Origin of the sequence: Streptomyces acidiscabies, from assembly GCF_020010905.1 — a bacterium.
Classification (GTDB): Bacteria; Actinomycetota; Actinomycetes; order Streptomycetales; family Streptomycetaceae; genus Streptomyces; species Streptomyces acidiscabies.
The window spans coordinates 2029261-2049977 of the sequence record NZ_JAGJBY010000001.1 but is presented as its reverse complement, the minus strand read 5'-3'; the positions used below and the strand labels follow the sequence as shown (position 1 = coordinate 2049977).

General features: G+C 73.0%; 19 protein-coding genes. 11 read left to right on the top strand and 8 right to left on the bottom strand.

What is annotated here, in order from left to right; translation table 11 throughout:
- Window positions 1-5: 5 nt before the first annotated feature.
- The 5 genes from J8M50_RS09650 to J8M50_RS09630 form a co-directional block, all read right to left on the bottom strand.
- Window positions 6-515, bottom strand: a complete 510-nt coding sequence (locus J8M50_RS09650; RefSeq protein ID WP_010358348.1) for a hypothetical protein — start codon at window positions 513-515, stop codon at window positions 6-8.
- Between the two features lie 183 nt (window positions 516-698).
- On the bottom strand, window positions 699-1193 hold the full coding sequence (locus J8M50_RS09645; protein WP_010358349.1) for a DUF5949 family protein: 495 nt from the start codon (window positions 1191-1193) through the stop codon (window positions 699-701).
- Between the two features lie 159 nt (window positions 1194-1352).
- Window positions 1353-1643, bottom strand: a complete 291-nt coding sequence (locus J8M50_RS09640; RefSeq protein ID WP_010358350.1) for a hypothetical protein — start codon at window positions 1641-1643, stop codon at window positions 1353-1355.
- A gap of 270 nt (window positions 1644-1913) precedes the next feature.
- Entirely contained in the window at window positions 1914-2861 is a 948-nt protein-coding gene (locus J8M50_RS09635) for a hypothetical protein (RefSeq protein ID WP_063870991.1), read from the bottom strand.
- Between the two features lie 230 nt (window positions 2862-3091).
- Window positions 3092-3331, bottom strand: a complete 240-nt coding sequence (locus J8M50_RS09630; RefSeq protein ID WP_010355688.1) for a chaplin — start codon at window positions 3329-3331, stop codon at window positions 3092-3094.
- A 266-nt stretch (window positions 3332-3597) separates the two neighbouring features.
- Between J8M50_RS09630 and J8M50_RS09625 the strand changes: the two genes are divergently transcribed.
- The 9 genes from J8M50_RS09625 (at window position 3598) to J8M50_RS09585 (ending at window position 14845) form a co-directional block, all read left to right on the top strand.
- Window positions 3598-4698: a DUF3344 domain-containing protein gene (locus J8M50_RS09625; RefSeq protein ID WP_029184127.1), complete on the top strand. Its 1101-nt coding sequence runs from the start codon at window positions 3598-3600 to the stop codon at window positions 4696-4698.
- A 54-nt stretch (window positions 4699-4752) separates the two neighbouring features.
- The gene (locus J8M50_RS09620; protein WP_010355684.1) at window positions 4753-5931 is read left to right on the top strand and encodes a glycosyltransferase family 4 protein; all 1179 of its coding nucleotides are present in this window, start codon (window positions 4753-4755) and stop codon (window positions 5929-5931) included.
- On the top strand, window positions 5928-7328 hold the full coding sequence (locus tag J8M50_RS09615; protein ID WP_010355683.1) for an exopolysaccharide biosynthesis polyprenyl glycosylphosphotransferase: 1401 nt from the start codon (window positions 5928-5930) through the stop codon (window positions 7326-7328). The genes J8M50_RS09620 and J8M50_RS09615 overlap by 4 nt, the downstream gene beginning before the upstream one ends.
- A gap of 5 nt (window positions 7329-7333) precedes the next feature.
- Window positions 7334-8641 (top strand): O-antigen ligase family protein, encoded by a 1308-nt coding sequence (locus tag J8M50_RS09610; RefSeq protein ID WP_010355682.1) that lies wholly within the window; start codon window positions 7334-7336, stop codon window positions 8639-8641.
- A gap of 443 nt (window positions 8642-9084) precedes the next feature.
- Window positions 9085-11187, top strand: coding sequence for a murein biosynthesis integral membrane protein MurJ (gene murJ, locus J8M50_RS09605; RefSeq protein ID WP_010355681.1), 2103 nt, complete (start codon window positions 9085-9087; stop codon window positions 11185-11187).
- Window positions 11171-11917 carry a polysaccharide deacetylase family protein gene (locus J8M50_RS09600; protein ID WP_029184126.1) on the top strand — a complete coding sequence of 249 codons (747 nt, stop codon included), beginning with the start codon at window positions 11171-11173 and terminating at the stop codon, window positions 11915-11917. Before murJ ends, J8M50_RS09600 begins: the two co-directional genes overlap by 17 nt.
- Window positions 11914-13047 carry a glycosyltransferase gene (locus J8M50_RS09595; protein ID WP_010355678.1) on the top strand — a complete coding sequence of 378 codons (1134 nt, stop codon included), beginning with the start codon at window positions 11914-11916 and terminating at the stop codon, window positions 13045-13047. Before J8M50_RS09600 ends, J8M50_RS09595 begins: the two co-directional genes overlap by 4 nt.
- Window positions 13044-13742: a YveK family protein gene (locus J8M50_RS09590; RefSeq protein ID WP_010355677.1), complete on the top strand. Its 699-nt coding sequence runs from the start codon at window positions 13044-13046 to the stop codon at window positions 13740-13742. Before J8M50_RS09595 ends, J8M50_RS09590 begins: the two co-directional genes overlap by 4 nt.
- Window positions 13739-14845 (top strand): GNAT family N-acetyltransferase, encoded by a 1107-nt coding sequence (locus J8M50_RS09585; RefSeq protein WP_010355675.1) that lies wholly within the window; start codon window positions 13739-13741, stop codon window positions 14843-14845. The genes J8M50_RS09590 and J8M50_RS09585 overlap by 4 nt, the downstream gene beginning before the upstream one ends.
- A 28-nt stretch (window positions 14846-14873) precedes the next feature.
- Here J8M50_RS09585 and J8M50_RS09580 read toward each other — a convergent pair whose 3' ends face one another.
- On the bottom strand, window positions 14874-16229 hold the full coding sequence (locus J8M50_RS09580) for a glycoside hydrolase family 26 protein (protein ID WP_010355673.1): 1356 nt from the start codon (window positions 16227-16229) through the stop codon (window positions 14874-14876).
- Window positions 16230-16401: 172 nt separating this feature from the next.
- Here J8M50_RS09580 and J8M50_RS09575 point away from each other — a divergent pair, with 172 nt between their 5' ends.
- Both J8M50_RS09575 and J8M50_RS09570 read left to right on the top strand, forming a co-directional pair.
- Entirely contained in the window at window positions 16402-17823 is a 1422-nt protein-coding gene (locus J8M50_RS09575; protein ID WP_010355672.1) for a carboxylate--amine ligase, read from the top strand.
- Window positions 17823-19205, top strand: coding sequence for an NAD(P)-binding domain-containing protein (locus J8M50_RS09570; RefSeq protein ID WP_010355670.1), 1383 nt, complete (start codon window positions 17823-17825; stop codon window positions 19203-19205). The genes J8M50_RS09575 and J8M50_RS09570 overlap by 1 nt, the downstream gene beginning before the upstream one ends.
- A gap of 97 nt (window positions 19206-19302) precedes the next feature.
- On the opposite strand, the gene J8M50_RS49665 is transcribed toward J8M50_RS09570, so the two are convergent.
- Both J8M50_RS49665 and J8M50_RS09560 read right to left on the bottom strand, forming a co-directional pair.
- Window positions 19303-20298: a chaplin family protein gene (locus tag J8M50_RS49665; protein ID WP_040837110.1), complete on the bottom strand. Its 996-nt coding sequence runs from the start codon at window positions 20296-20298 to the stop codon at window positions 19303-19305.
- A gap of 167 nt (window positions 20299-20465) precedes the next feature.
- Entirely contained in the window at window positions 20466-20693 is a 228-nt protein-coding gene (locus J8M50_RS09560) for a chaplin (protein ID WP_010355667.1), read from the bottom strand.
- Window positions 20694-20717: the final 24 nt, after the last annotated feature.

Here is a 20717-nt window from a genome sequence, read left to right as displayed (position 1 = left end):
GGTTGCTACAGGCCCTCTCCCAGGCCCAGGTCGGCCGCCGGGACGGCCTGGAGCACGGGCGTGACGATGCCGGCCGCGGGCAGCTTCGGGTCCGGGAGGCCGAAGTTGTCGGGGTTCGGCGGGGTGAGGGGGAGGTCGAGGGTCGCGCCGGGGCCGAGCGCGCGAACGTCGTTCGCGGGGGCGTCCACGCCGACGTGGTCGAACTCGTCGCCGAGGACGCGCGGGAGCGGCGTACGCAGTCCGAGGCCCGGCAGGCCCGCGCCGACCGGGAGCTGGGGGAGCGCGCGGTCGGGGACGAGGCTGCCCTCGACGTACCGGGGGCCGTCGGGGGCGCCCGGCATCGGGAGCGGGAGCTCGCCGCCGAGCTTCGGCAGTTCCATGCCCAGCGCCGTCTCGGCGCCCTCCAGCGGGACGGGCACGGGGACCGTCTCGGCCGCGACGGCGGGGGTCGCGACAGCGGCACCGGCGGCGGCCAGCAGCACGGCGGCGAGGGTTCCTCGGGTGGTGGACTTCATCTCGGGTACGGGCCTTTCGGATGTCGGGGGACGCGCTCTGCGTACGGGGTAACGAGCGGGGCGGACACCCGGGAAACGAAGCCGGTTCACAATTCCCCCGGACGCGGGAATCGAACGACTAAAGCGGACGAGGTGTCACTCGCATGGGTGACACCCCGACCGCTCCGAAAAAGCGTGAAAGCGCTATCGCAAGCTGCGCGCCGGCAGCACGATGTGGGCCGCCGCGTTCAGCGTCTCGTCGGCTCCGGCGAACGCGGCCAGCGCCTCCAGTTCGACGGGCTTGCCCGGCTCGGCCTCGGGCCAGGGGCGGGTGGTGAACACGAGGTAGGCGTACCCCCGGTGCTCGACGGCGGCCAGCCACTCCGGCGGCGGCACGCACTGCGCGTTGAGGCTCGGCATGTTCAGCACCGCCTGGCCGGACTCGACCAGCAGGCTGACCGGCAGGCTCGGCCGCTCGGTCCCGTCGACGAGGTCGCCGCCGACGGGCAGACCGTTGTCGGTCAGGAGCCGCTCGATGGCGTTCGCGGTCACCTCGGGCCCGTCGGCCGCGTCACCGAGGGAGTAGGCGAGCAGGTAGGGCATGTCACTGCCGTCGGGGGCCTCGCCGCTCCACGGCATCACGACCAGGGTGCCGAGGTCGGCGACACGGAAGGGGCGGGTTTCGCTAGTTGAGGTCACCGCGCGACCATAGCGGCGGCCGACGCCCCGTCAGACCGCGTCCTCACCCGAGCGGAGGACGCACGGTGGGCGCGCCACCCGTACGAGGGACGGGCGGGGTTCCAGGTCGACGCGCGAGGCCGGTCCCGTGGGTGACGGGACCGGCCTTCGGTACGGCGCTCAGCCCTGGAGCGGCAGCCCGCCCAGCAACGGGTTGTGCTGGTTGAGCGCACCGGTCGCGCCCTTGATGGTGTTGAGCGGGGAGTCCGCGTTCTCGGTGTTGAGCGCGTCGGACTGGTGCTGGAGCGGCATCACGTCCTTCGCGGTGAGGTTCCCCGAGGTGAGCGTGTTCACCGCGCCGGTGAGGCTGGTGGGCGTGAGGTCGGCGGTGCTGTGCGCGAACGCGGGCGCGGCGGCGCCGGCGAGGGCAATGCTTCCGGCGACGACGGCGGCAGCCTTGAGCGACTTCATCGGGTTCCTTTCATCGGCGGCTGAGAGGGGGTCGTCACAACACGACGCCGTGCCTAACGACTGCCTCGCGCGCCGGAAACCCCGGACGCAGAAAATTTCTGCACCCCGGCCGGATTCCCGCCTGGCGGGCGGGAAATCACCGGCGATTGTGGAACTCCTCAAATACGGCTCGCACAGGGCGAGTTCACAAAGGAGGAGCGACCAAAGCGCCGTCGGCCGGGGTGCGGAAACCTTTTTCGGATTACGGCGGTCGTAGCGCCGTATCGGTGCTTACGGCAGCGGCAGCGCCGGCGCGGCTACGGGAAGCGGTGGCGTCGCCGGGAGCGCGGGGGCCGGCGGGAGAGCCGGGGTCGCGGGCAGGGCGGGCGCGGCGGGGACAGCGGGGACGGCCGCCGCCGGGTCGACCGGCAGGGCGGGCGCCGCCGGCAGCGCCGGGAGCGGCGGCAGTCCCGCCAGGCTCGGCGCGGGGAGGCCACCGCCGAGCAGGGTCGCCGCGACGAGGTTCACCAGCCCCAGCAGCGTGCCGGTCGCCGCGGGGACGACGCCGGCCACGTCACCGGACGTCACCGCGGCGAGCAGCTTCGCGACGGCGCCCTGCAGCGCGGTGAGCGCGTCACCCTGGAGGTCGGCGGCCTTTCTCTCGCCTCGCGCGCCGGACTTGCCGTCGTCACTCACTGAACGTTCGCCGTCCGCGGCGAGTTCCCCGGCCTCGGCGCCCGACTTCGCGGCCGGCAGCGGCAGCGTCGGGGTGGCCGGAAGCGCGGGGGCCGCGGGGAGGGCCGGTGTCGCCGGGAGCGCCGGGGTCGCGGGCAGGGCGGGGGTCGCCGGAAGTGCCGCCGGGTCCGGTGCGGGAGGCACCGCCGGGGTCGCGGGCAGCGCCGGTGCGGCCGGGGTGGCGGGCGCCGCCGCGGTGATCTTCGCGACCGCCGCCTTGATCGCGTCGGACAGAGCTGCGGCCTTGTCCGGCGTCAACTGGCCGTCGGGGGCCGCGAGTACGGCGTTGATGAGGTCGGTGATCGGGGCGAGCAGGGAACCGAGGTCACCGAGGCTCTTGGTCTGGGCGAGCAGCGCGTCGGCGTTGGGAAGAGGCGCCTTGGACGCCGCGGTGCGCTCAGGGGCGAGGCCGTCCGCCGCGAACGCGGTGGGGGCGGCGACGCCGAGGACGAGGGAGGCGCACAGGGCGGTGGACGCGAGACGCCGTACGGGCAGACCACGCATGAGAATTCCTTTCGATTGCGTCAGGTCTTGAGCCCACCGTGCGAGTGACACCCACTCACCGCAACAGGTCAATCACGTGCTGCAACCGTTTACACAACCGCATCGCCCCAGGTCGGACGGGTCGTCAAGCGCCGTACGCCGTGTCGCGCGGACGACCGCCCATTCGGGGTAGCGGCACGCGAAACGGCCGCCCCCCTGGCTGGGGAGCGGCCGTCCGGCGAAGAGGCGCGTCAGTCGTTGACGCAGGTGTTGCCGAAGGCCGGGTTCAGCAGGCCGATGACGTCGACGGAGTTGCCGCAGACGTTGACCGGAACGTGCACGGGGACCTGGAGGACATTGCCCGACAGCACGCCCGGGGAGTGCTCGGCGACACCCTGCGCGCCACTGTCGGCGGCGGCGATGCCGGAGGCGCCGGCGACGGCCGCTGCGGCAACGGTGGTGAGGGCCAGGCCCTTCGCGATACGCGACATGGAGAGGTGCTCCTTGGGGGGTTTTGACACGAACATCCGGGCGGGGATGCCCGGCGCTGTGTCAACGCGCGACACCCCGGAGGGTTGTGCGGCCAATGGGGTGATGTGCAGCCGGTCCGACTTTCACCTTTCCGACACACTTGACCGGTATCACCGTATTAGTCCGAATACGGTCTAGAGTTGCGGCCCATCCGACGCACCCCTATAAGCCAGCAAATCGCACTGCGGAATCACCCCGCAGGTTCCCCGAAAGGGCCATGCCGGTCATGCGCACTCCCACGGCTCCGCTGCTGCGCCGCGCGACGGTGGGCGTCCTCGCCCTCGCCACCTTCTGGACCTCCCACTCGGCGCTCGCAGCCCCGCCGACGCCGCCCGCGCCGGCCGCCGCCGAGGCCCCCGCCCTCCCCTTCGCCGAGCGCTACCGCGCCACCCAGCACGGCGGCATCGTCCGCGCCGCGAACACCTCGATCAGCTGCCGCGCGAAGACCCCCGGCTGCGCCGAGGCCCGTGACGCCCAACTCGCCGCCGCCAACAGCGACTTCGACATGTTCTACGTCGACGTCGACGACGACCCGAACACCTACAACTCCTCCCGCGCCGAGGTCCGCCTCCCGGAGGGCTCGCGCGTCACGTACGCCCGCCTCTACTGGGGCGGCAACCTGCGCGTCGGCGAGCAGAAGCCCCCGAAGGACAACGGCCGCGTCCTGATCGCCGAGCCCGGCGGCTCCTACAAGGCGCTCCTCGCCGACACGGTCACGGGCCACCGGGTCGCGGGCGGCGCCGACGCCTTCCAGGCCTCCGCGGACGTCACGAAGCTGGTCCGGGAGAGCGGCGAGGGGCTGTACACGGTCGCACAAGTCAACGTGGCGATGGGCAAGTCGGCGGCCGGCGCCTGGGGCGGGTGGACGCTCGTCGTGGCGTACGACAATCGGAACGAACCCCTCCGGCACCTCTCCCTCTGGGACGGCTTCGACACCCTGAACGGAAAGCGGGGGCACGAAGTGACACTCAAGGGGCGCGCGCTGGCGGCGCACGCGGGTGGGTACGCCGGGCTCGTGGCGTACGACGGCGCCCCCGGCCGAACGGGTGACTCGCTCATGTTTTCGACGGGGAAGGGCCGCGAAACCCCGCTCGGAAACGCCGTCAATCCGGCCGGCGACGTACTGAACTCCACGATCAGCGAGCCGGGGGAGGCTCCGGCGGCGCGTGAACCGGCGTACGCCGCCACCCTCGGCTACGACTCCGACGTGTTCGATCTGAGCGAGGGTTTGCGGCGCGGTGGTGACCAGGCGGCCTTCCGTCTCGTTTCCTCCCGGGACGCGGCGTGGGCCGGTGCGATCTTCGTCGCCGTCGACGCCCGGCAGTAGTCAGGCGCGTTCCCGCCCGTCCCGAGCGTCGTCCGTGAGCGAGGAAACCGCGCCATGCACCAGTCGGTACCCGAAGCCGGTCCCCGGGTCCTGCACGTCACCCAGCCCGTGGACGGCGGAGTCGCCCGCGTCGTCACGGATCTGACGGCCCTTCAGCTCGCCGCCGGGTGCCACGTCACGGTCGCCCTCCCCGACAGCCCCCTCGCCGCCGACCTGGCCGCGCTGGGGGCCGTCGTACGCCGCTGGGAGGCGGCCCGCGCTCCCGGACCCTCGCTGGCCTCCGAGGTGCGGCGGCTCGGGGGGGTACTGCGGGACGTACGGCCCCAGTTGGTGCACGCGCACTCCGCGAAGGCCGGTATCGCCGGGCGGCTCGCGGTGCGGGGGCGGGTGCCGACGGTGTTCCAGCCGCACGCCTGGTCGTTCGAGGCCGTCGACGGGGCCATGGCCGCGCTCGCCCTCAACTGGGAGCGGTTCGGGGCACGTTGGGCGCACCGGCTGGTGTGCGTGAGCGAGGGCGAGCGGGCGGCGGGTGAGCGCGCCGGGATCGCCGGGCGGTATCAGGTGATCCCCAACGGCATCGACACCGGCCGCTTCCACCCCGCGTCCGTGGACACCGTCCGCGCCGCCCTCCTCCCGGACGCCGACCCGGCCGCGCCGCTCGTGGTGTGCGTGGGGCGGCTGTGCCGGCAGAAGGGCCAGGACGTGCTGCTCGCGGCGTGGGAGTCGGTCGTCCGGCGGGTACCGCAAGCCCGTCTCGTGCTGGTCGGCGACGGCCCGGACCGGTCTCAACTCACTCTGAAGGCACCGGAGTCGGTGACGTTCGCCGGTGCCGTCGAGGACACCGTCCCCTGGTACCAGGCCGCCGATCTGGTCGTCCTGCCCTCTCGCTGGGAGGGCATGGCTCTCGCTCCGCTGGAGGCGCTGGCGTGCGGCCGGCCGGTGGTGGTGACCGATGTGGCCGGTGCCCGCGAGAGCCTGCCGCCCGCGCTCGCCGAGAGATGTCTGGTGCCGCCCGGGGAGCCCGCCGCGCTGGCGGGCGCGGTCACCGGCCTGCTGCTCGACCCCCTGCTGCGCGAGTCCCTCGGCTCCCGGGGCCGCCGGCACGTCCTGTCCACACACGACGTGCGGCGCAGCGCCGGGACGGTCGCGGAGCTGTACCGCGAACTCCTGGGCGGCGAGCGGCCGTTGCCGCGCGTCGAGCCCACCGAGTACAGGGAGTCCATCCCCTCGTGACCGCCGAAAGCACCGTCCCCTCCCCCGGTTCGCCCGTCTCCGTCATCCCGCGCCGCGACAGCGGTACGGGGTTCAGGTTCCCGGTGCGGCGGCCCTCGGCGCGGCCCCTGTCGCCGCTGCCGCTGCTGCTGGCCGACTTCGCCGCCGTGGCCGCCGGTGTCCCCGCGCTCGCCGAGGCGCAGCGCCGTCCGTTGCTGGTCGGGGCGCTGGTGGCGGCGACGATACTCCTGCGGCCCCAGCGGGCGCGGCCCGTCGCGGGGGTGCTGGACGAACTCCCCGCCGTCTGCGGGCGGATCGCGGTCGCCTGGCTGCTGCTCGCCACCCTGATCGCCGCTAACTCGCCGCTGGAAGCGCTGAGTTGGGGGACCCTCGGGTTCGGGTGCGCGGCGCAGGCGAGTGCCGCGTGCGCCGGGCGGTCGCTGGTGCACCACCGGCGCCGACGGCTGCTGGCCCGGCGTCCGCGTGCCGCGCTCGTCGTGGGTCCCGTCGCCACCGCACAGAAGGTCGCCGCCGCCGTGCTGCGGCAGCCCCGGTGCGGGGTGGAGCCGGTCGGGATCGTCGCCGAACAGGGCGGCGGGGGCGGCGGGTTGCCGGTTCTGACGACTGGTCAGGACGTCCAGATGGCGGTCGTGCAGAACGGGGTGCGGGACGTCCTGTGCGTCGACCCGTCCGTACGGGCCAGGCAGGCGCCGTTGCTGCGGGCGCTCGCGGAGTCCGGGTGCGCGGTGTGGGAGGTGGACGCGGAGTCGCCGTCGTACGCCTCGCGCGACCCGCTCGCCGGGTACGCGCGTCGGCCGCTGGACCTCGGGCTGCGGCGGCGGGGAAGCGCCGGTAAACGGTTGCTCGATGTTGCTGTCTCCGGGGTGCTGCTGCTGCTGATCAGCCCGTTGCTGCTGGTGTGCGCGGTCGTGCTGCGGTTCACCGACGGGCCCGGGGTGGTGTTCCGGCAGGAGCGGATCGGGAAGGACGGGCGGCCGTTCACGCTGCTGAAGTTCCGCACGTACCGGCCCGCCGACGAGCACGAGTCCGCGACGCGGTGGAGTGTCGCCGGGGAGCGGGAGATGAGTCCGTTCTGCCGGTTTTTGCGGCAGACCTCGCTGGACGAGTTGCTCCAGTTGTGGAACGTGTTGCGCGGGGACATGAGCCTCGTCGGGCCGCGTCCCGAACGGCCCTTTTTCGTCGGGCAGTTCAGCCAGACCTACCCCGGTTACGCGGCCCGGCACCGGATGCGGGTCGGGATCACCGGGCTCGCCCAGATCAACGGGCTGCGCGGGGACACCTCGATCGAGGACCGGGCCCGCTTCGACAACGCCTACATCGACAACTGGTCGCTGTGGCAGGACATCTGCATCCTGCTGCGCACCGCCGCCGCCTTCGTCCGTCCGACCGGGAGCTGACGCCGATGGCCCTCGCCCTGCCCCTCACGCCGCCCCGGTCCTGGTCGCCGGTCCTGCCGGTCGCCGCCGTGATCGCGCTCATCGCCCTGCCCGTCGCCCCCGGCGGCGAGGGGGGTGCGGGGCCCGCCGACGCGCTCTCCGCGCTCGTCGTCCTCTTCTGCGTCGTACGGCTGCTGCGGCAGCGGGTCCGGCCGCTGTCCCGGCGTGCCGCCGTGCTCTTCGCTATGCCGGTCGCGGGGCTCACGCTGGCGGCGCTCGGCGCGTCCTCCGCGAGCGCCGGGATGTCCGGGCTCGGGCGCTACCTCCAGATCTTCGTCCTCGTGCCGGCCACCGTGCTGCTGCTGATCCGCGACGCCCGTGACTTCCGGCTCCTCGCCTGGTCCTTCGTCGGGCTCGCCGGGTGGCAAGGGGCCGTCGGGGTCCACCAGTTCGTCACCCACACCGGGGCGTCCTACCAGGGCGAGGAGATCCGGGCGGTCGGCACGTTCGGGCCGCAGGACGTCATGGGGATGGCGACCGTCGTGTCGTTCGGGCTGATCTGCTCGGTGGGGCTCGCGCTGGGGCGGTCGGTGCAGCGGGAACGCATGATCGCGGCGGCCTGCGCGGGCGCGCTGCTCATTCCGCTGGCCCTGTCCTTCAGCCGGGGCGCCTGGATCGCCACGGCGCTGACGTGCTCGGTCCAGCTGGTGCTGGCGGGCTTGCGAAGGGCCCTGAAAGTAGGGGCAGTTGTCGCGGCCCTCGGTGTCGTCCTCGTCGGTGGCCTCGGTATCGGGTCCGCCATGCTCCAGGAGCGCGTCAGCAGCATCACCCAAGTCACCGACACCCCGGACCAGTCGGTCACCGACCGCTACACCATGTGGGCCGCCGCCATCGGCATGTGGCGCGAACAGCCCCTGACGGGCGTCGGATTGAAGGGGTTCCCCGAACACCGGGACGCGCACGCGTCGTTGGCGCTGTCCTCCGGGAGCGACACGGAGGGCGCGGGCTCGGCGTACGTGAAACAACCCCTGCTGTCCCCGCACAACATGTACTTGCTGATCCTCAGCGAACAGGGCCTGCTCGGCCTCCTGGCCCTGGCGGGCGGCTGGCTGGCCCTGCTGACCTGCGCACTCCGCAACCTCGCCCGTGAGCACAAGCGCCAACAAGGCTCCCTGGACTGCGCGTTGATCGCCTGCGGGCTGTCGGTGTGGCAGCTCACGGACTTCATGTACGCGGACATCGGGGGGCCGTCGACGGTGCTTACGGCGATCTGCGTGGGGTTGATCGCATGGTGGGGGCTGGCCGGCAAGTCCGAGGGGGCCAGCGCCCGATGACGGTGCCCGCTTCCCGAACACCCTCTACGGACGGCCCTGCGCAGGAGGTTGCGCCGGGGCCGTCCGCGAGGGTGTCCGGAACACTGGACACGGATGCCGGGTCTCGGGAGACCGGGGGGCGCGAGGGCGCTCGGGCGTCGTCCGGCGCGGAGACGCGAGCGGATGCGGGTGCCGCGTCGGAGGCGGAACGGCGGCGGGGGGCGGTTGCGCGGGCAGCGGCCGAGCCCACGCCGCAGGCCGGGCTGCTGGGCGGGGCCACCGCACCAACAGGGGCCGGCGGCGTGCCGCAAGCCGGACCACTGGCCGAGGCCACCGCGCAAGCGGAAGCCAGAGCCGCACTGGCAGCCGAAACGCTGGGCGGAGCCAGTGCCCGGGCAACAGCCGAGCCCCCGCCACAGGCCGGACCACTGGGCAGGGCCACCGCACCGACAGGGGCCGGGGGCGTGCCAGAAGCCGGAGCACTGGCCGAGGCCACCGCGCAAGCGGAAGCCAGAGCCGCACTGGCAGCCGAAACGCTGGGCGGAGCCAGTGCCCGGGCAACAGCCGAGCCCACACCGCAAGCCGGACCACTGGACAGGAACACCACACGAGCCGAAGCCAAGACCGCCACGCAAGCCGAACCGCCCGCTGAGGCCACCGCGCAAGCGGAGGCCAGAACCGCACTGGCAGCCGAAACACTGGGCGGGGCCGGTGCACGGGCAGGAGTCGGGACCTCTTCGGGAACCGGACGGCTGGGTGCGACTGCCGCGCGAGCGGAAGCCGGGCTGCGGGGCGAGTTCGGTGGGCCGGGCTGCGCCGTCCCCGAAGGCGCGCGGCGGGACGGCGTCGGCGCGTCGGCGCGCGGCACCGCCGCGGGTTCCGGCGTCGATCGCCTCCGGAGGTCCGCCGCGCCCCTCGCCGACAGGCCGCTCCCCGATCCCCCGGGCGACGGGTCCCGCCCTGATCAGAACGCCCCCCACCCGTCCCCTGAACCCACCCACCCCACCGGCAAGTTCCTCGCCAAGGCCGCCGTCCTCACCGCCGCCCTCTCCATCGCCGGGTCCCTCCTCGGGCTCGTCCGGGATCAGGCCCTCGCCCGGCTCTTCGGGGCCGGGCAGGAGACCGACGCGTTTCTTGTCGCCTGGACCATCCCGGAGTTCGCCGCGACGCTGCTCATCGAGGACGGGATGGCGTTCGCCCTCATCCCGGCGTTCAGCATGGCGCTGGCGAGGAAGGCGCAGGGAGCCTCCGGGGATCCCGTACGGGCGCTGGTCGCCGGGACCCTGCCGAAGCTGGCGCTCGCGTTCATGGCCGTCGGAGCGCTCGTCATCGGGCTGGCACCCCAAGTCGTCGAGGCGCTCGCACCCGGCCTGTCGAACCCCCGACTCGCCGTCGACTGCACCCGGTTGACGGCGACCTGCGTCGTCAGCTTCGGCCTCGCCGGATATTGCAGCGCCGCGCTGAGGGCGCACCGCACGTTCGGCGCCCCCGCCGCGATCTACGTCGCGTACAACACCGGCATCATCGCGGGGATGTTCGTGCTGGGCGGGCACTGGGGGGTGCGGTCGGCGGCGGCAGGGGTCGCGGTCGGCGGCGTACTGATGGTCCTCGTGCAACTGCCCGCGCTGCTCAAGCAGTTGACCACCAAAGCCGCCGTACAGGACAAGCGCGGCAACCAGGAACCCCAGGCGCTCAACACCGCGCTCCTCGCGACCGTCCTGCTGTTCGCGCTCTGCCGGCAGTCGCAGGTCCTGATCGAGCGGTTCCTCGCCTCCCGCCTCCCCGAGGGCGCCATCTCGCATCTCAACTACGCCCAGAAGGTGGCGCAGATGCCGATGCTGCTGTCGATGATGCTGATCACGGTCACGTTCCCGGTGGTCGCGAGGGCGCTCGCGGAGGGGGACACCGAGCGGGCGCGCAAGCGGGTGGAGAGCGACCTCGCGCTGGCGACGTGCGTCGTCCTCCTCGGTACGGCGGCCATCGTCGCCTGCGCCCCGCAGATCATCCAACTCCTGTTCCAGAAGGGCGCGTTCACCCCGGAGGACACCGCGGCGACCGCGAAGGTGATGCGGGTGTACGCGCTGGGCCTGCTGGGCCAGACCCTCACCGGCGTCCTCGTGCGCTCGTACTTCTCGGCGGGCCGCCCGAGTTGGTACCCGGTAGGCGCGATGGCCGCGGGGATCGTGGTGACGTCGTGGATCGGCGCGCTGAGCGTGGGGAGCCTGGGGGTCACCGGCATCGCCGTGGCGAACGCGGCCGGTATCTCGGTGACCGCGCTGGTACTGCTCGCCGGGCTGGGCCCGAAGAGTGTCCCGGTCCATGTCCGGGGCGTGCTGCACGAGTTGAGCAGGCCGGTACGGGCCGCGCTGGTCGCGACGGTCCTCGGCGCGTACGCGGCGGGCCACGTCGCCGGGGGGCCGATCGCGGGGGCGTTCGCCGGGGGGCTGACCGTGACCGCCGTCTTCCTCGTCCTCTGCTGGGCGCTGGACGCCCAGGGGGTCGAGCCCGTCCTCAGCTCCGTCCGTTCCGCATCCCGAAGGCTGGCAGCCCATGTCCGTTCCCGTTGAGACCAGAAGCAGACGCCAGGCACCCAACTCCCTTCCCTGGGTGGCGATGTACCACTCGGTGGGCGACTGTTCCGACGACCCGTACCGCATCACCGTCACCCCGCAGCGCCTCGCCGCACAGCTCGCCTGGTTCGCGCGCGGCGGCCTGCGGGGCGTCTCCATGGCCGAGCTGCTCGCGGCCCCCGACCGTACGGGCCTGATCGGCCTCACCTTCGACGACGGCTACACGGACTTCGTCGAGACCGCGCTCCCCGTCCTGCGCGCGCACGGCATGAACGCGACCCTCTTCGTCCTCCCCGGCCGCCTCGGCGGCGACAACGCCTGGGACCCGCTGGGCCCCCGCAAGCCCCTCCTCACGGCGGACGGCATCCGCGAGGCGGCGGCACAAGGCGTAGAAATCGGTTCCCACGGCCTTACCCACGTCGACCTCACCAAGGCCGACGACGAGACGCTCGCGGCAGAAACGGCAGAAAGCCGTTCCCTCCTCCAGGATCTCCTGAAAACCGACGTAACCGGTTTCTGCTACCCGTACGGCACGATCGACGAGCGCGCCATGACCGCCGTGCGCGACGCCGGTTACGCCTACGCCTGCGCGATCGACCCCGGCCCCCTGAACGGCGTCCACGCCCTCCCCCGCGTGCACATCGGCCAGAACGACACCGCCGCCCGCCTCTTCCTCAAGCACCGCCTGCACAGGCTGCGCCGGCGTCCGGTGGAGGGTCTGCGGTGAGGGCGCTGCACATCATCACGGGCCTGGGCACGGGCGGCGCCGAGCAGCAACTCCGGCTGCTGATCCGGCATCTGCCGGTCGAGTGCGACGTGGTGACGCTCACCAACCCGGGCGCGGTCGCCGACGGTCTGATCGCGGACGGGGTCCGGGTCACGCACCTCGGCATGTCCGGCAACCGCGACCTGGGCGCGCTGCCCCGCCTGGTGAGGCACATCAGGTCCGGCGGCTACGACCTCGTCCACACCCACCTGTACCGCGCCTGCGTGTACGGCCGTCTCGCGGCGCGCCTCGCGGGGGTGCGGGCGATCGTCGCGACCGAACACTCCCTGGGCGACGCGCAGATGGAGGGCCGCAGCCTCACCCAGGGGGTGCGCGCCCTGTACCTGGCGAGCGAGCGGCTGGGGAGTTCGACGGTCGCCGTCTCCCCCACGGTCGCCGACCGTCTGCGCCGCTGGGGCGTGCCCGCGCCGCGTATCGAGGTCGTCCCGAACGGCATCGACCTGGACCGTTTCCGCTTCGACCCGGTGGCCCGCCACCGCACGCGCCGCCGTCTGGGCCTGCCCGAGGACGCGTACGTGATCGGCGGCATCGGCCGCCTGAGCGCCGGGAAACGTTTCGACGTCCTGATCGAGGCCCTCGCCCAACTCCCCGAGGACCACTGGCTGTTGCTGGTCGGCGGCGGCCCCGAGGAGAGCGTCCTACGGCGGACCGCGCACGAAGTCGGCGTCGCCGACCGGGTGTTGTTCACCGGCGAGCGCCCGTACGTCCCGGACGGCTCCCCCGGCCCCGACCTGCCGTCGCTGACCTCGGCGATGGACGTCCTGGCGTCCCCCTCGCCGGACGAGGCGTTCGGCCTGGCGGCCGTGGAGGCGCTCGCCGCCGGTCTGCCGGTGCGGTACGCGTCGTGCCCGGCGATCGAGGACCTGCCGGGACAGGCGCCGGACGCCCGCCAAGTGCCGTGCGGCGCGGAGGAGTTCGCCAACTCCCTGCGCAGACCCCCGACTTGCGGCCCGCGCACCCCGCCCGAAGCCGCCCGCCACTACGACATCGCCCGCAGCGCCGCACGCCTCATGGACGTCTACACGACCACCCTCTCCGTCCCGTCACCCCAGAAAGCCACCGTCACATGACCGAGAACACCTCCCGCCGCCCAGCCCTCCTCACCCGCGCCAAGGCACTCCCGCCCTGGACCCTGCTCGCCGCCGGCGCCCTCGCCGGGGGCCTGGCGGGCGGCGCGTACGGCGTGCTGAAGCCGCCCGTCTACACGGCGACCGCGTACGTCGTCGCCGTCCCCGCCGAGAAGTCCGACCCGTCCTCCGCGCTGGGCTTCGCGCAGGCGTACGGCCGGGTCGCGACCCAGCTCGCGGTGCTCGGCGACGCCCAGGTGTGGGCCGGGGTGCCGGTGGACACGCTCCGCAAGAGCGTGCAGACGGCGACCTCGCCGGACGCGCCGATGGTGTCGATCACCGCGACCTCGGGGCGTGCCGACCTCGCCGCCGACATGGCGAACGCGGTGTCGCGGGCGCTGACCCAGCACGCGAAGGGCAGCGAGAAGACGACGAACGTCGAACTCCAGCAGTTCGCGCGGGCGTTGAAGCCGACCGACCCGTCCTCGCAGTCCCCGGCGGTCACCGGCCTGGTCGGGGCGAGCGCGGGCGGACTGCTGGGCGGGCTGGTGCTGCTGGTCCGACCCAAGCGCAACTCCAAGGCGGCGAGGCGGACTTCGGAAGGGACGCGGGCGCCGGAAGAGAAGCGGACCGCCGAGGACGCCAAGACCTCCGTCCCCGGCCCCGCCCTCGCCGCCGACGTCCACGGCGCGCGATGAACACCGAACTGGTCGCGGACGAGGGCGAGTTCGCGTCCCTCGCCGCCGACTGGGCCGATCTGTACGGGCGGTGCGGGACGGCGACGCCGTTCCAGAGCCACGCCTGGCTGCACTCCTGGTGGCTGTCCTACGGCAGGCGCGGCCGACTGCGCCTGCTCCTGGTGCGCGACAAGGGCGGTCAACTCGTCGCCGCCGCGCCCCTGATGGCCGTACGCAGTCCGTTCCCCTCGCTGGTGCCGCTGGGCGGGGCGATCTCCGACTACGGGGACGTCCTGGTCGACGACGAGCGCGCGGAGGAGGCCGTCGCCGCGCTCACCGAGGGTCTCGCGGCGGCGGCGCGGACCGCGCTGATCGACTTCCGCGAGGTGCGGCCGGGGGGTGCCGTGGAGCGGGTGTACGAGCACTGGCGGGGCCCTCGGCGTCGGGTCGGCGACTCGGTGTGCCTGGAGCTGCCCGCCGTACCGATGGAGGAGCTGGTCGCGCGGCTGCCCTCGGCGAAGGCGCAGCGGGTGCGGGCCAAGCTGCGCAAGCTGACCTCGCTCGGGGTGGAGCGCAGCGTCGTACCGGCCGACGAGGTGGACTCGGCGCTGCGGCGCCTGCTCGACCTGCACCAACTCCAGTGGCAGGGCCGGAAGGTGACGTCCGAGCACCTGCAACAGCGGTTCTGCGACCACCTGGTGAGGTCGGTCGGGCCGATGGTGCGGTCGGGGGACGCGGTGGTGACCGAGTTCCGGCTGGACGACGACGTCGTGGCCGTCGATCTCACGCTGCTGTCCCGGGAGTTGGCCGGCGGCTATCTGTACGGGGCGCATCCGCGGCTGCGGGAGCGGAAGGCGGATGTCGCGGTGATGCTGCTGGACGCGTGCGCCGAGCACGCCCGCCAGCGGCCCCGGGGAGCCTTGAGCCTGCTGCGCGGGAACGAGCCGTACAAGCACCACTGGCGGCCCGAACCCGTCGTCAACCAGCGGCTGTTGCTCGCCCGGCGGCGCACCGCGCCGCTGCTGTCGGCGGCGCTGTGCGACGTGGCGGCCCGGCGGCACGGCAAGGAATTACTGCACCGCTGGGAGTCCTTCAGGGAGCGGTCCGGTGGCGGCGGGACCTGAGCGTGCGGGCCCGCCGCCACCGGCCGGGTCACCGGTTGCGGGAGAACCAGTCGAACTTGAGGCAGAGCTTCCCGCCGAGCCAGTGCTCGACCCAGCTGCCGAGGTCAACCGGCGAGCATTCCGGCTGGGGTTGGGGCTGCGGCAACGGGACCGGCACCGGCTCCACCGGAGGCGTCGGGTCGACCGGCGGCACCACGACCGGCGGCTCCACCGGGGTGACCGGCTCGTCCGTCCGGCCGGACAGCATCGACCGGTAGACCTCGGAGGAGCGCGGGTTCGATCCGCACTGCCACACGCCGTGCGGGCAGTAGTCGGTGACGGTGTTGTACAGCGGTTTGTGCTCGTCCATCCAGGCGAGCATGCGCCGCATGTACTCCGGGTTGTCGCCGTTGCGGAAGAGCCCCCATTCCGGATAGGAGATGGCCTTGTTGTGGGATTTCGCGAAATCCACGTGTTGCTGAAGGCCGTAGGGCTCCGTCACCTGTTCGTCGAACGTCCGGCCGGTCGGCTGGTCGTACGAGTCCATTCCGACGATGTCGACCGTGTCGTCACCGGGATAGCACTCGGTCCACGGAACGGCGTCGCGGCCCCGGCTCGGCGTGAAGTCGAACTTGAACTGCTGGCCCGGCACCGAACGCATGGTGGTGACGATCCTGTTCCAGTACGTCTTCCAGGCCTGCGGGTCCGGGCCGCAACGATGGGTGTACGTCGTGCCGTTCATCTCCCAGCCGAGCACGATGACCGTGTCCGGCACCTTCAGGGCGACGAGGCGTTCGGCGAGGGCCTTGTAGTGGTGGTCGAACTGCCCGGCGGCGCCCTGCCGCAGCAGCCTGCGCACCTCGGGGTCGGAGACGCCCTCCTCGTTGCGCTCCAGCATCGGCACGTTGAGGACGAACGTCCGGTCGTCCTTCTCGCGCCGCCAGTCCGCCCACACGTCGAGGAAGCCGGGGGCGCCCTCGATGTTGCTCCACCGGTCGCCCGGCAGGTAGGTGTGGCCGACCTTCAGCTCCGACCCGCCGAGCCAGCGGCTCAGCTCGGCCATCCGGGACACGCCCCGGGGGCCGTAGTCGAGGTAGGCGCCGAAGGCGGGGTACTTCTTGGCGGGGGTCGCCGGGTCCTTCGGAGGTACTACGGGGTCTACGGGTACTACGGGCGCGGGGGCCTGGGCCGGCTCCTCGGCGGGGGCCGGGTCGCCGTCGTCCCCCCACCACCCGTCGTGCCACCGGCCGCTCTCCCACCACGCGGGAGCGGGAGGTTCGGCGCGTTGCACCACCCCCGCACTCGCGGCGAAACCAGGACCGGAGGCCAGGGCGGCCGATACGACGACGGCCGTCGCGACGACGGCCAGCCGACGGGACCGGGTACGTCGCTTTCGTGGGGCCATGCCTGCTCCTTTCTCCACTCTCACGCGTGATGACCGCACCATTCGCGCGTTATGACAGCGTCAGGAATTCCTGACAGACAGTCACATATAAGTCATACGAAAAGGAAGTACGCCACCGCCGTTACGGCTTTCGAGTGATCCGCTCGTCCGCACCGGTGAACGAACCGAAGGAATGCCCGTGCCCCTGCTCGACACCCGCGTCCCCGCAGTGCTGCTGCGGATCGACCGGAATCCCTTTCACCACGGAACGCTGGGTGCCGTGCGCTCGCTCGGCCGCGCCGGGGTCGAGGTCCACCTCGTCGCGGACGTGACGGGGAGCCCCGTACGCCACTCCCGGTTCGTACGGCAGCTGCATCCGCCGCCGCTGCCCGGGGCCGCCGACGCGGAGATCGCGGCCGTGCTGCTGCGGGTCGCCGCGCGCGTGGAGCGGCCCGCCGTGCTGATCCCGATGGACGACGCGAGCGCGGTCGCGGTGAGCAGGCTGCGCGAGGAGCTGGCGCCCGCCTACCTGCTGCCGCAGCAGCCCGGCGAGCTGCCGCAGCGGGTCGCGGACAAGGCCGAGCTGGCGGGGCTGTGCCGGGCGGCGGGCGTCCCGCACCCCGAGACGGTCGTCCCGGAGAGCGAGTCGCAGGCGGCGCAGGCCGCGTGGCGGCTGGGCCTGCCGGTGATCGCGAAGTGGAGCCGCCCGTGGCTGCTGCCCGGCGGCAGCGGACTGCGCAGCACGGTCGTCCTGCGCTCCACCCAGGAGGCGCGCGAGCTGTACCTCCGTACGGAGGAGGCCGGCTGCCCCCTGCTGCTGCAAGAGTTCCTGGCGCCCGGCGCGGGACTGGACTGGTTCTTCCACGGGTACGCCGACCGCGCCGGAGCCGTCCGCGCGGGCGGGCCCGGCCGCAAGCTGCTGTCCTGGCCGCGCGGCGCCGGGCTCACGGCCGTCGGCGAGTGGGTCCCGAACGCCACGGTGACCTCGCTCGCCGAGCGCCTCACCGGCGACCTCGGCTACCGGGGCATCCTCGACCTCGACTTCCGCCGCTGCGCCGCCACCGGCCGCTACCACCTCCTCGACTTCAACCCGCGCCCCGGCGCCCAGTTCCGCCTCTTCACGGACGCGGCGGGCCTCGACGTCGTCCGCGCCCAGCACCTCGACCTCACCCACCGCCCCCTCCCGCCGGGCTCCCCCCGCCCCGGCCGCGCCTTCGTCGTCGAGAACTACGCCCCCCTCACCGCCCTGCGCCCCGCCCCGCACGGCCGTGAACTCGCCTGGTACGCCGCCGACGACCCCACGCCGGGCCGCACGATGTGGGGCCTGTGGTGCCGCCACGTCGCGACACGGGTCGTCCAGCGGCTGCGGCGGGCGGGTAGCGGGTCCGGCGGTACGGGGGGTACGGGGGTACGACCCCGGGTCGTACGGCAGTCGCCCTCGCCGCCGGTATCCCGTACCGGGCTACCTCAGGGTGATAGCCGTCCGGCGTCACTCTCAGGTCTCACGGGTACGACGGCCTCCCCCACGACCTCCCCCGTGGTCTCCCCTTCGGCTTCCCCCCACACCCCTCCGAACACTCCTCCGACCGATGACTCGAAAGCGAGCAGTTGCTGATGTTCGACCTGCTGGTGGTGGGTGCCGGCCCGTACGGCCTGTCCATCGCGTCCCATGCCGCGTCCGCCGGGCTGAGCCTGCGCGTCTTCGGCCGGCCCATGGCGTCCTGGCGAGACCACATGCCGCGCGGCATGTTCCTCAAGTCGGAGCCGTGGGCGTCCAACCTGTCCGACCCCGCCGCGCGCTGGCGCCTCGACGCGTACTGCGAGACGCGCGGCGTCTCCGCGCGCCACGGCGAGCCGATCCCGGTGGAGGTGTTCGCCGAGTACGGCCTGTGGTTCGCCCGCAACGCCGTCCCCGAGGTGGACGAGCGGACCATCGTCCGGATCTCCCCGCACCCCGGCGGCTTCGAGGCGGTGACCGACGACGGGGAGACCGTCCACGCCCGTACGGTCGCCCTCGCGATCGGCGTCATGCCGTTCGTGGAGATCCCCTCCGCGCTGCACGGCGTCTCCCCCGACCTCGTCACCCACAGCAGCCACCACAGCTCCCTCGACCGCTTCCGGGAGCGCGACGTCACCGTCATCGGCGGCGGCCAGGCGGCCCTGGAGACGGCCGCGCTCCTCGCCGAACAGGGCACGAAGGTACGGGTGTTGGCGCGCGCGGACCGGCTCGACTGGAACGATGTCCCGCCGCCGTGGGAGCGGCCCTGGTGGCAGTCCCTGCGCTCACCGCACAGCGGGCTGGGCTGCGGGTGGCGTAACTGGTTCTACTCCGAGCGGGCCGGGTGGTACCGGCGCCTGCCGGAGGAGACGCGGGCCCGGATCGCCGCCGACGCCCTTGGCCCCGCCGGGGCTTGGTGGGTACGGGACCGGGTGGAGGGGATGGTGGAAGTACTGCTGGGGCACGAAGTGACGGCGGCGGAAGGGGAGTTGTCCAACTCGGCGGCCGACAAGGGCGCGTCGGCGCCGGGCAAGGGCAAGTCAGGGCCGGGCAAGAGCAAGTCGGCCTCCGGCAAGGGGCGTTCGGCGTCCGGGAAGCCACGGACCGACGCCGAGAAGCTCAAGCTGGAGATCACCGACTCCGCCGGCCGCACCCGCTCCATCGCGACCGACCACGTCATCTCCGCCACCGGCTTCAAGGCCACCCGCGACCGACTCGCCCTCCTCTCCCCCGAGTTGCGCGGAGCCCTCGCCGCCGTGGCCGACGGATCCCCTTCCGTGGGACGGGAGTTCGAGTCCTCCTGGCCCGGCCTCTTCATGGCCGGCCTCGTCACCGCCTCCGGCTTCGGCCCCGCGATGCGCTTCGTGCACGGCGCGACGTTCACGTCCGGCACGCTGGTACGAGGCGTACGCCGCCGCCTGCGCACCGGGGTGCCCGGCGGGGCGGTCCCGGCGCCGGGGCGGAGCGGGGAACGGAGCGCGGACGCCGTACGGCGTTGATCCCGGAGTCAGCTGATCCCAGGGCCAGTTGACCCACAAACGCGGGTGCCGGCCGCTTCCAGGAGCGTCCGGCACCAAGGCGTGTGCGAAGGGTTCGTCACCGACGGGAAGCGGCCCTGCCACGTCGGTAGAGAACGGCGCCGCCCGCGATCATCGCGGCGCTGAAACCCGCGGCGGCGAGCAGGTCGCTCGTACCGGTGTGGGCCAGGACCGGCGGCTTGGCGGGGGGCTGGTCGTTGCCCGTGGGCGGCTGGTTGGTACCGGTCGGCGGCTGGTCGTTGCCCGTGGGGGGCTGGTCGTTGCCGGTCGGCGGTTGATCGTTGCCCGTGGGGGGCTGGTCGTTGCCACCGGGAGGCTGATCGTTGCCCGTCGGGGGTTGATCGTTCCCGCCGGGGGGCTGGTCGTTGCCGGTGGGCGGCTGGTCGCCACCGCCGGGGGGCTGGTCGTTGCCCGTCGGGGGCTGGTCGCCACCGCCAGGGGGCTGGTCACCTCCACCGGGCGGCTGCTCGCACGTCTCCCCGTTGGAGTCCGGCCCACCGATCACATCCCCGGGGCTGTCGCACTCCTCCCCACCCCCGGGCGGCTGATCGTTGCCCGTCGGCGGCTGGTCGCCTCCACCCGGAGGATGGTCACCCCCGCCGGGAGGCTGGTCACCCCCGCCCGGCGGCTGGTCGTGGCCCGACGGAGGCTGGTCCCCGCCGCCCGGCGGCTGCCCGGTCCCGTACCCCGAGTCGTCGCCCCAGTCACCGGCCCCGTACCCGTGCTCGTGCTCGTCGCCGTAGGACCCGTACCCCCCGTACGACTCGTCGTCATCGTCCGCCCCGTACCCGGCATACTTCTGAGCCACCTCCGCAGGGGACCCGCAGGAGTTGCCGAAGGTGGGGTTGAAGCCGGCTGCCGCGTCGGCCGTGTTGCCGCACGCGTTGACCGGGACGTCGATGGGGACCTCGACGTTGTTGCCGGACAGGACGCCGGGCGAGCCGGCCGTGGTGCCGCTGGTGTGCGAGTCGGCGAACGCCGGGCTGCCGCACAGGGACAGAATGCTCGTCGCGGCAGCCGCCGCGACCATTCCCCTGCTCAGGGTCTGTCGCAATCTCGTTGTCTTCCTGCTCGAACTGCCATGAATGCTGGACTCGGCGTGAACGGACCTCGACGGCGGCCACGACTGGCGCGGGAGTGCCGAAGGCCGGCCTCGGAACGTTGGGCAGGTGTCCAAGGCCGGCCTTCGACCAAGCCGTTCAGCCTGGTATGACGCGAACGTCAGTCGTTGACGCAGGTGTTGCCGAACGCCGGGTTCAGGGCCGCGATCACGTTGACCGTGTTGCCGCAGACGTTGACCGGGACGTGCACCGGGATCTGGACGACGTTGCCGGAGAGGACACCCGGCGAACCGATGGCCGCACCCTCGGCGCCCGCGTCCGCGAAGGCCGGAACCGCACCGCCGAGGGCCAGTACCAGACCCGCGATGACAGCAGCGCTCTTCTTCATGTCTATCCCTTCTCCGTGGTCATG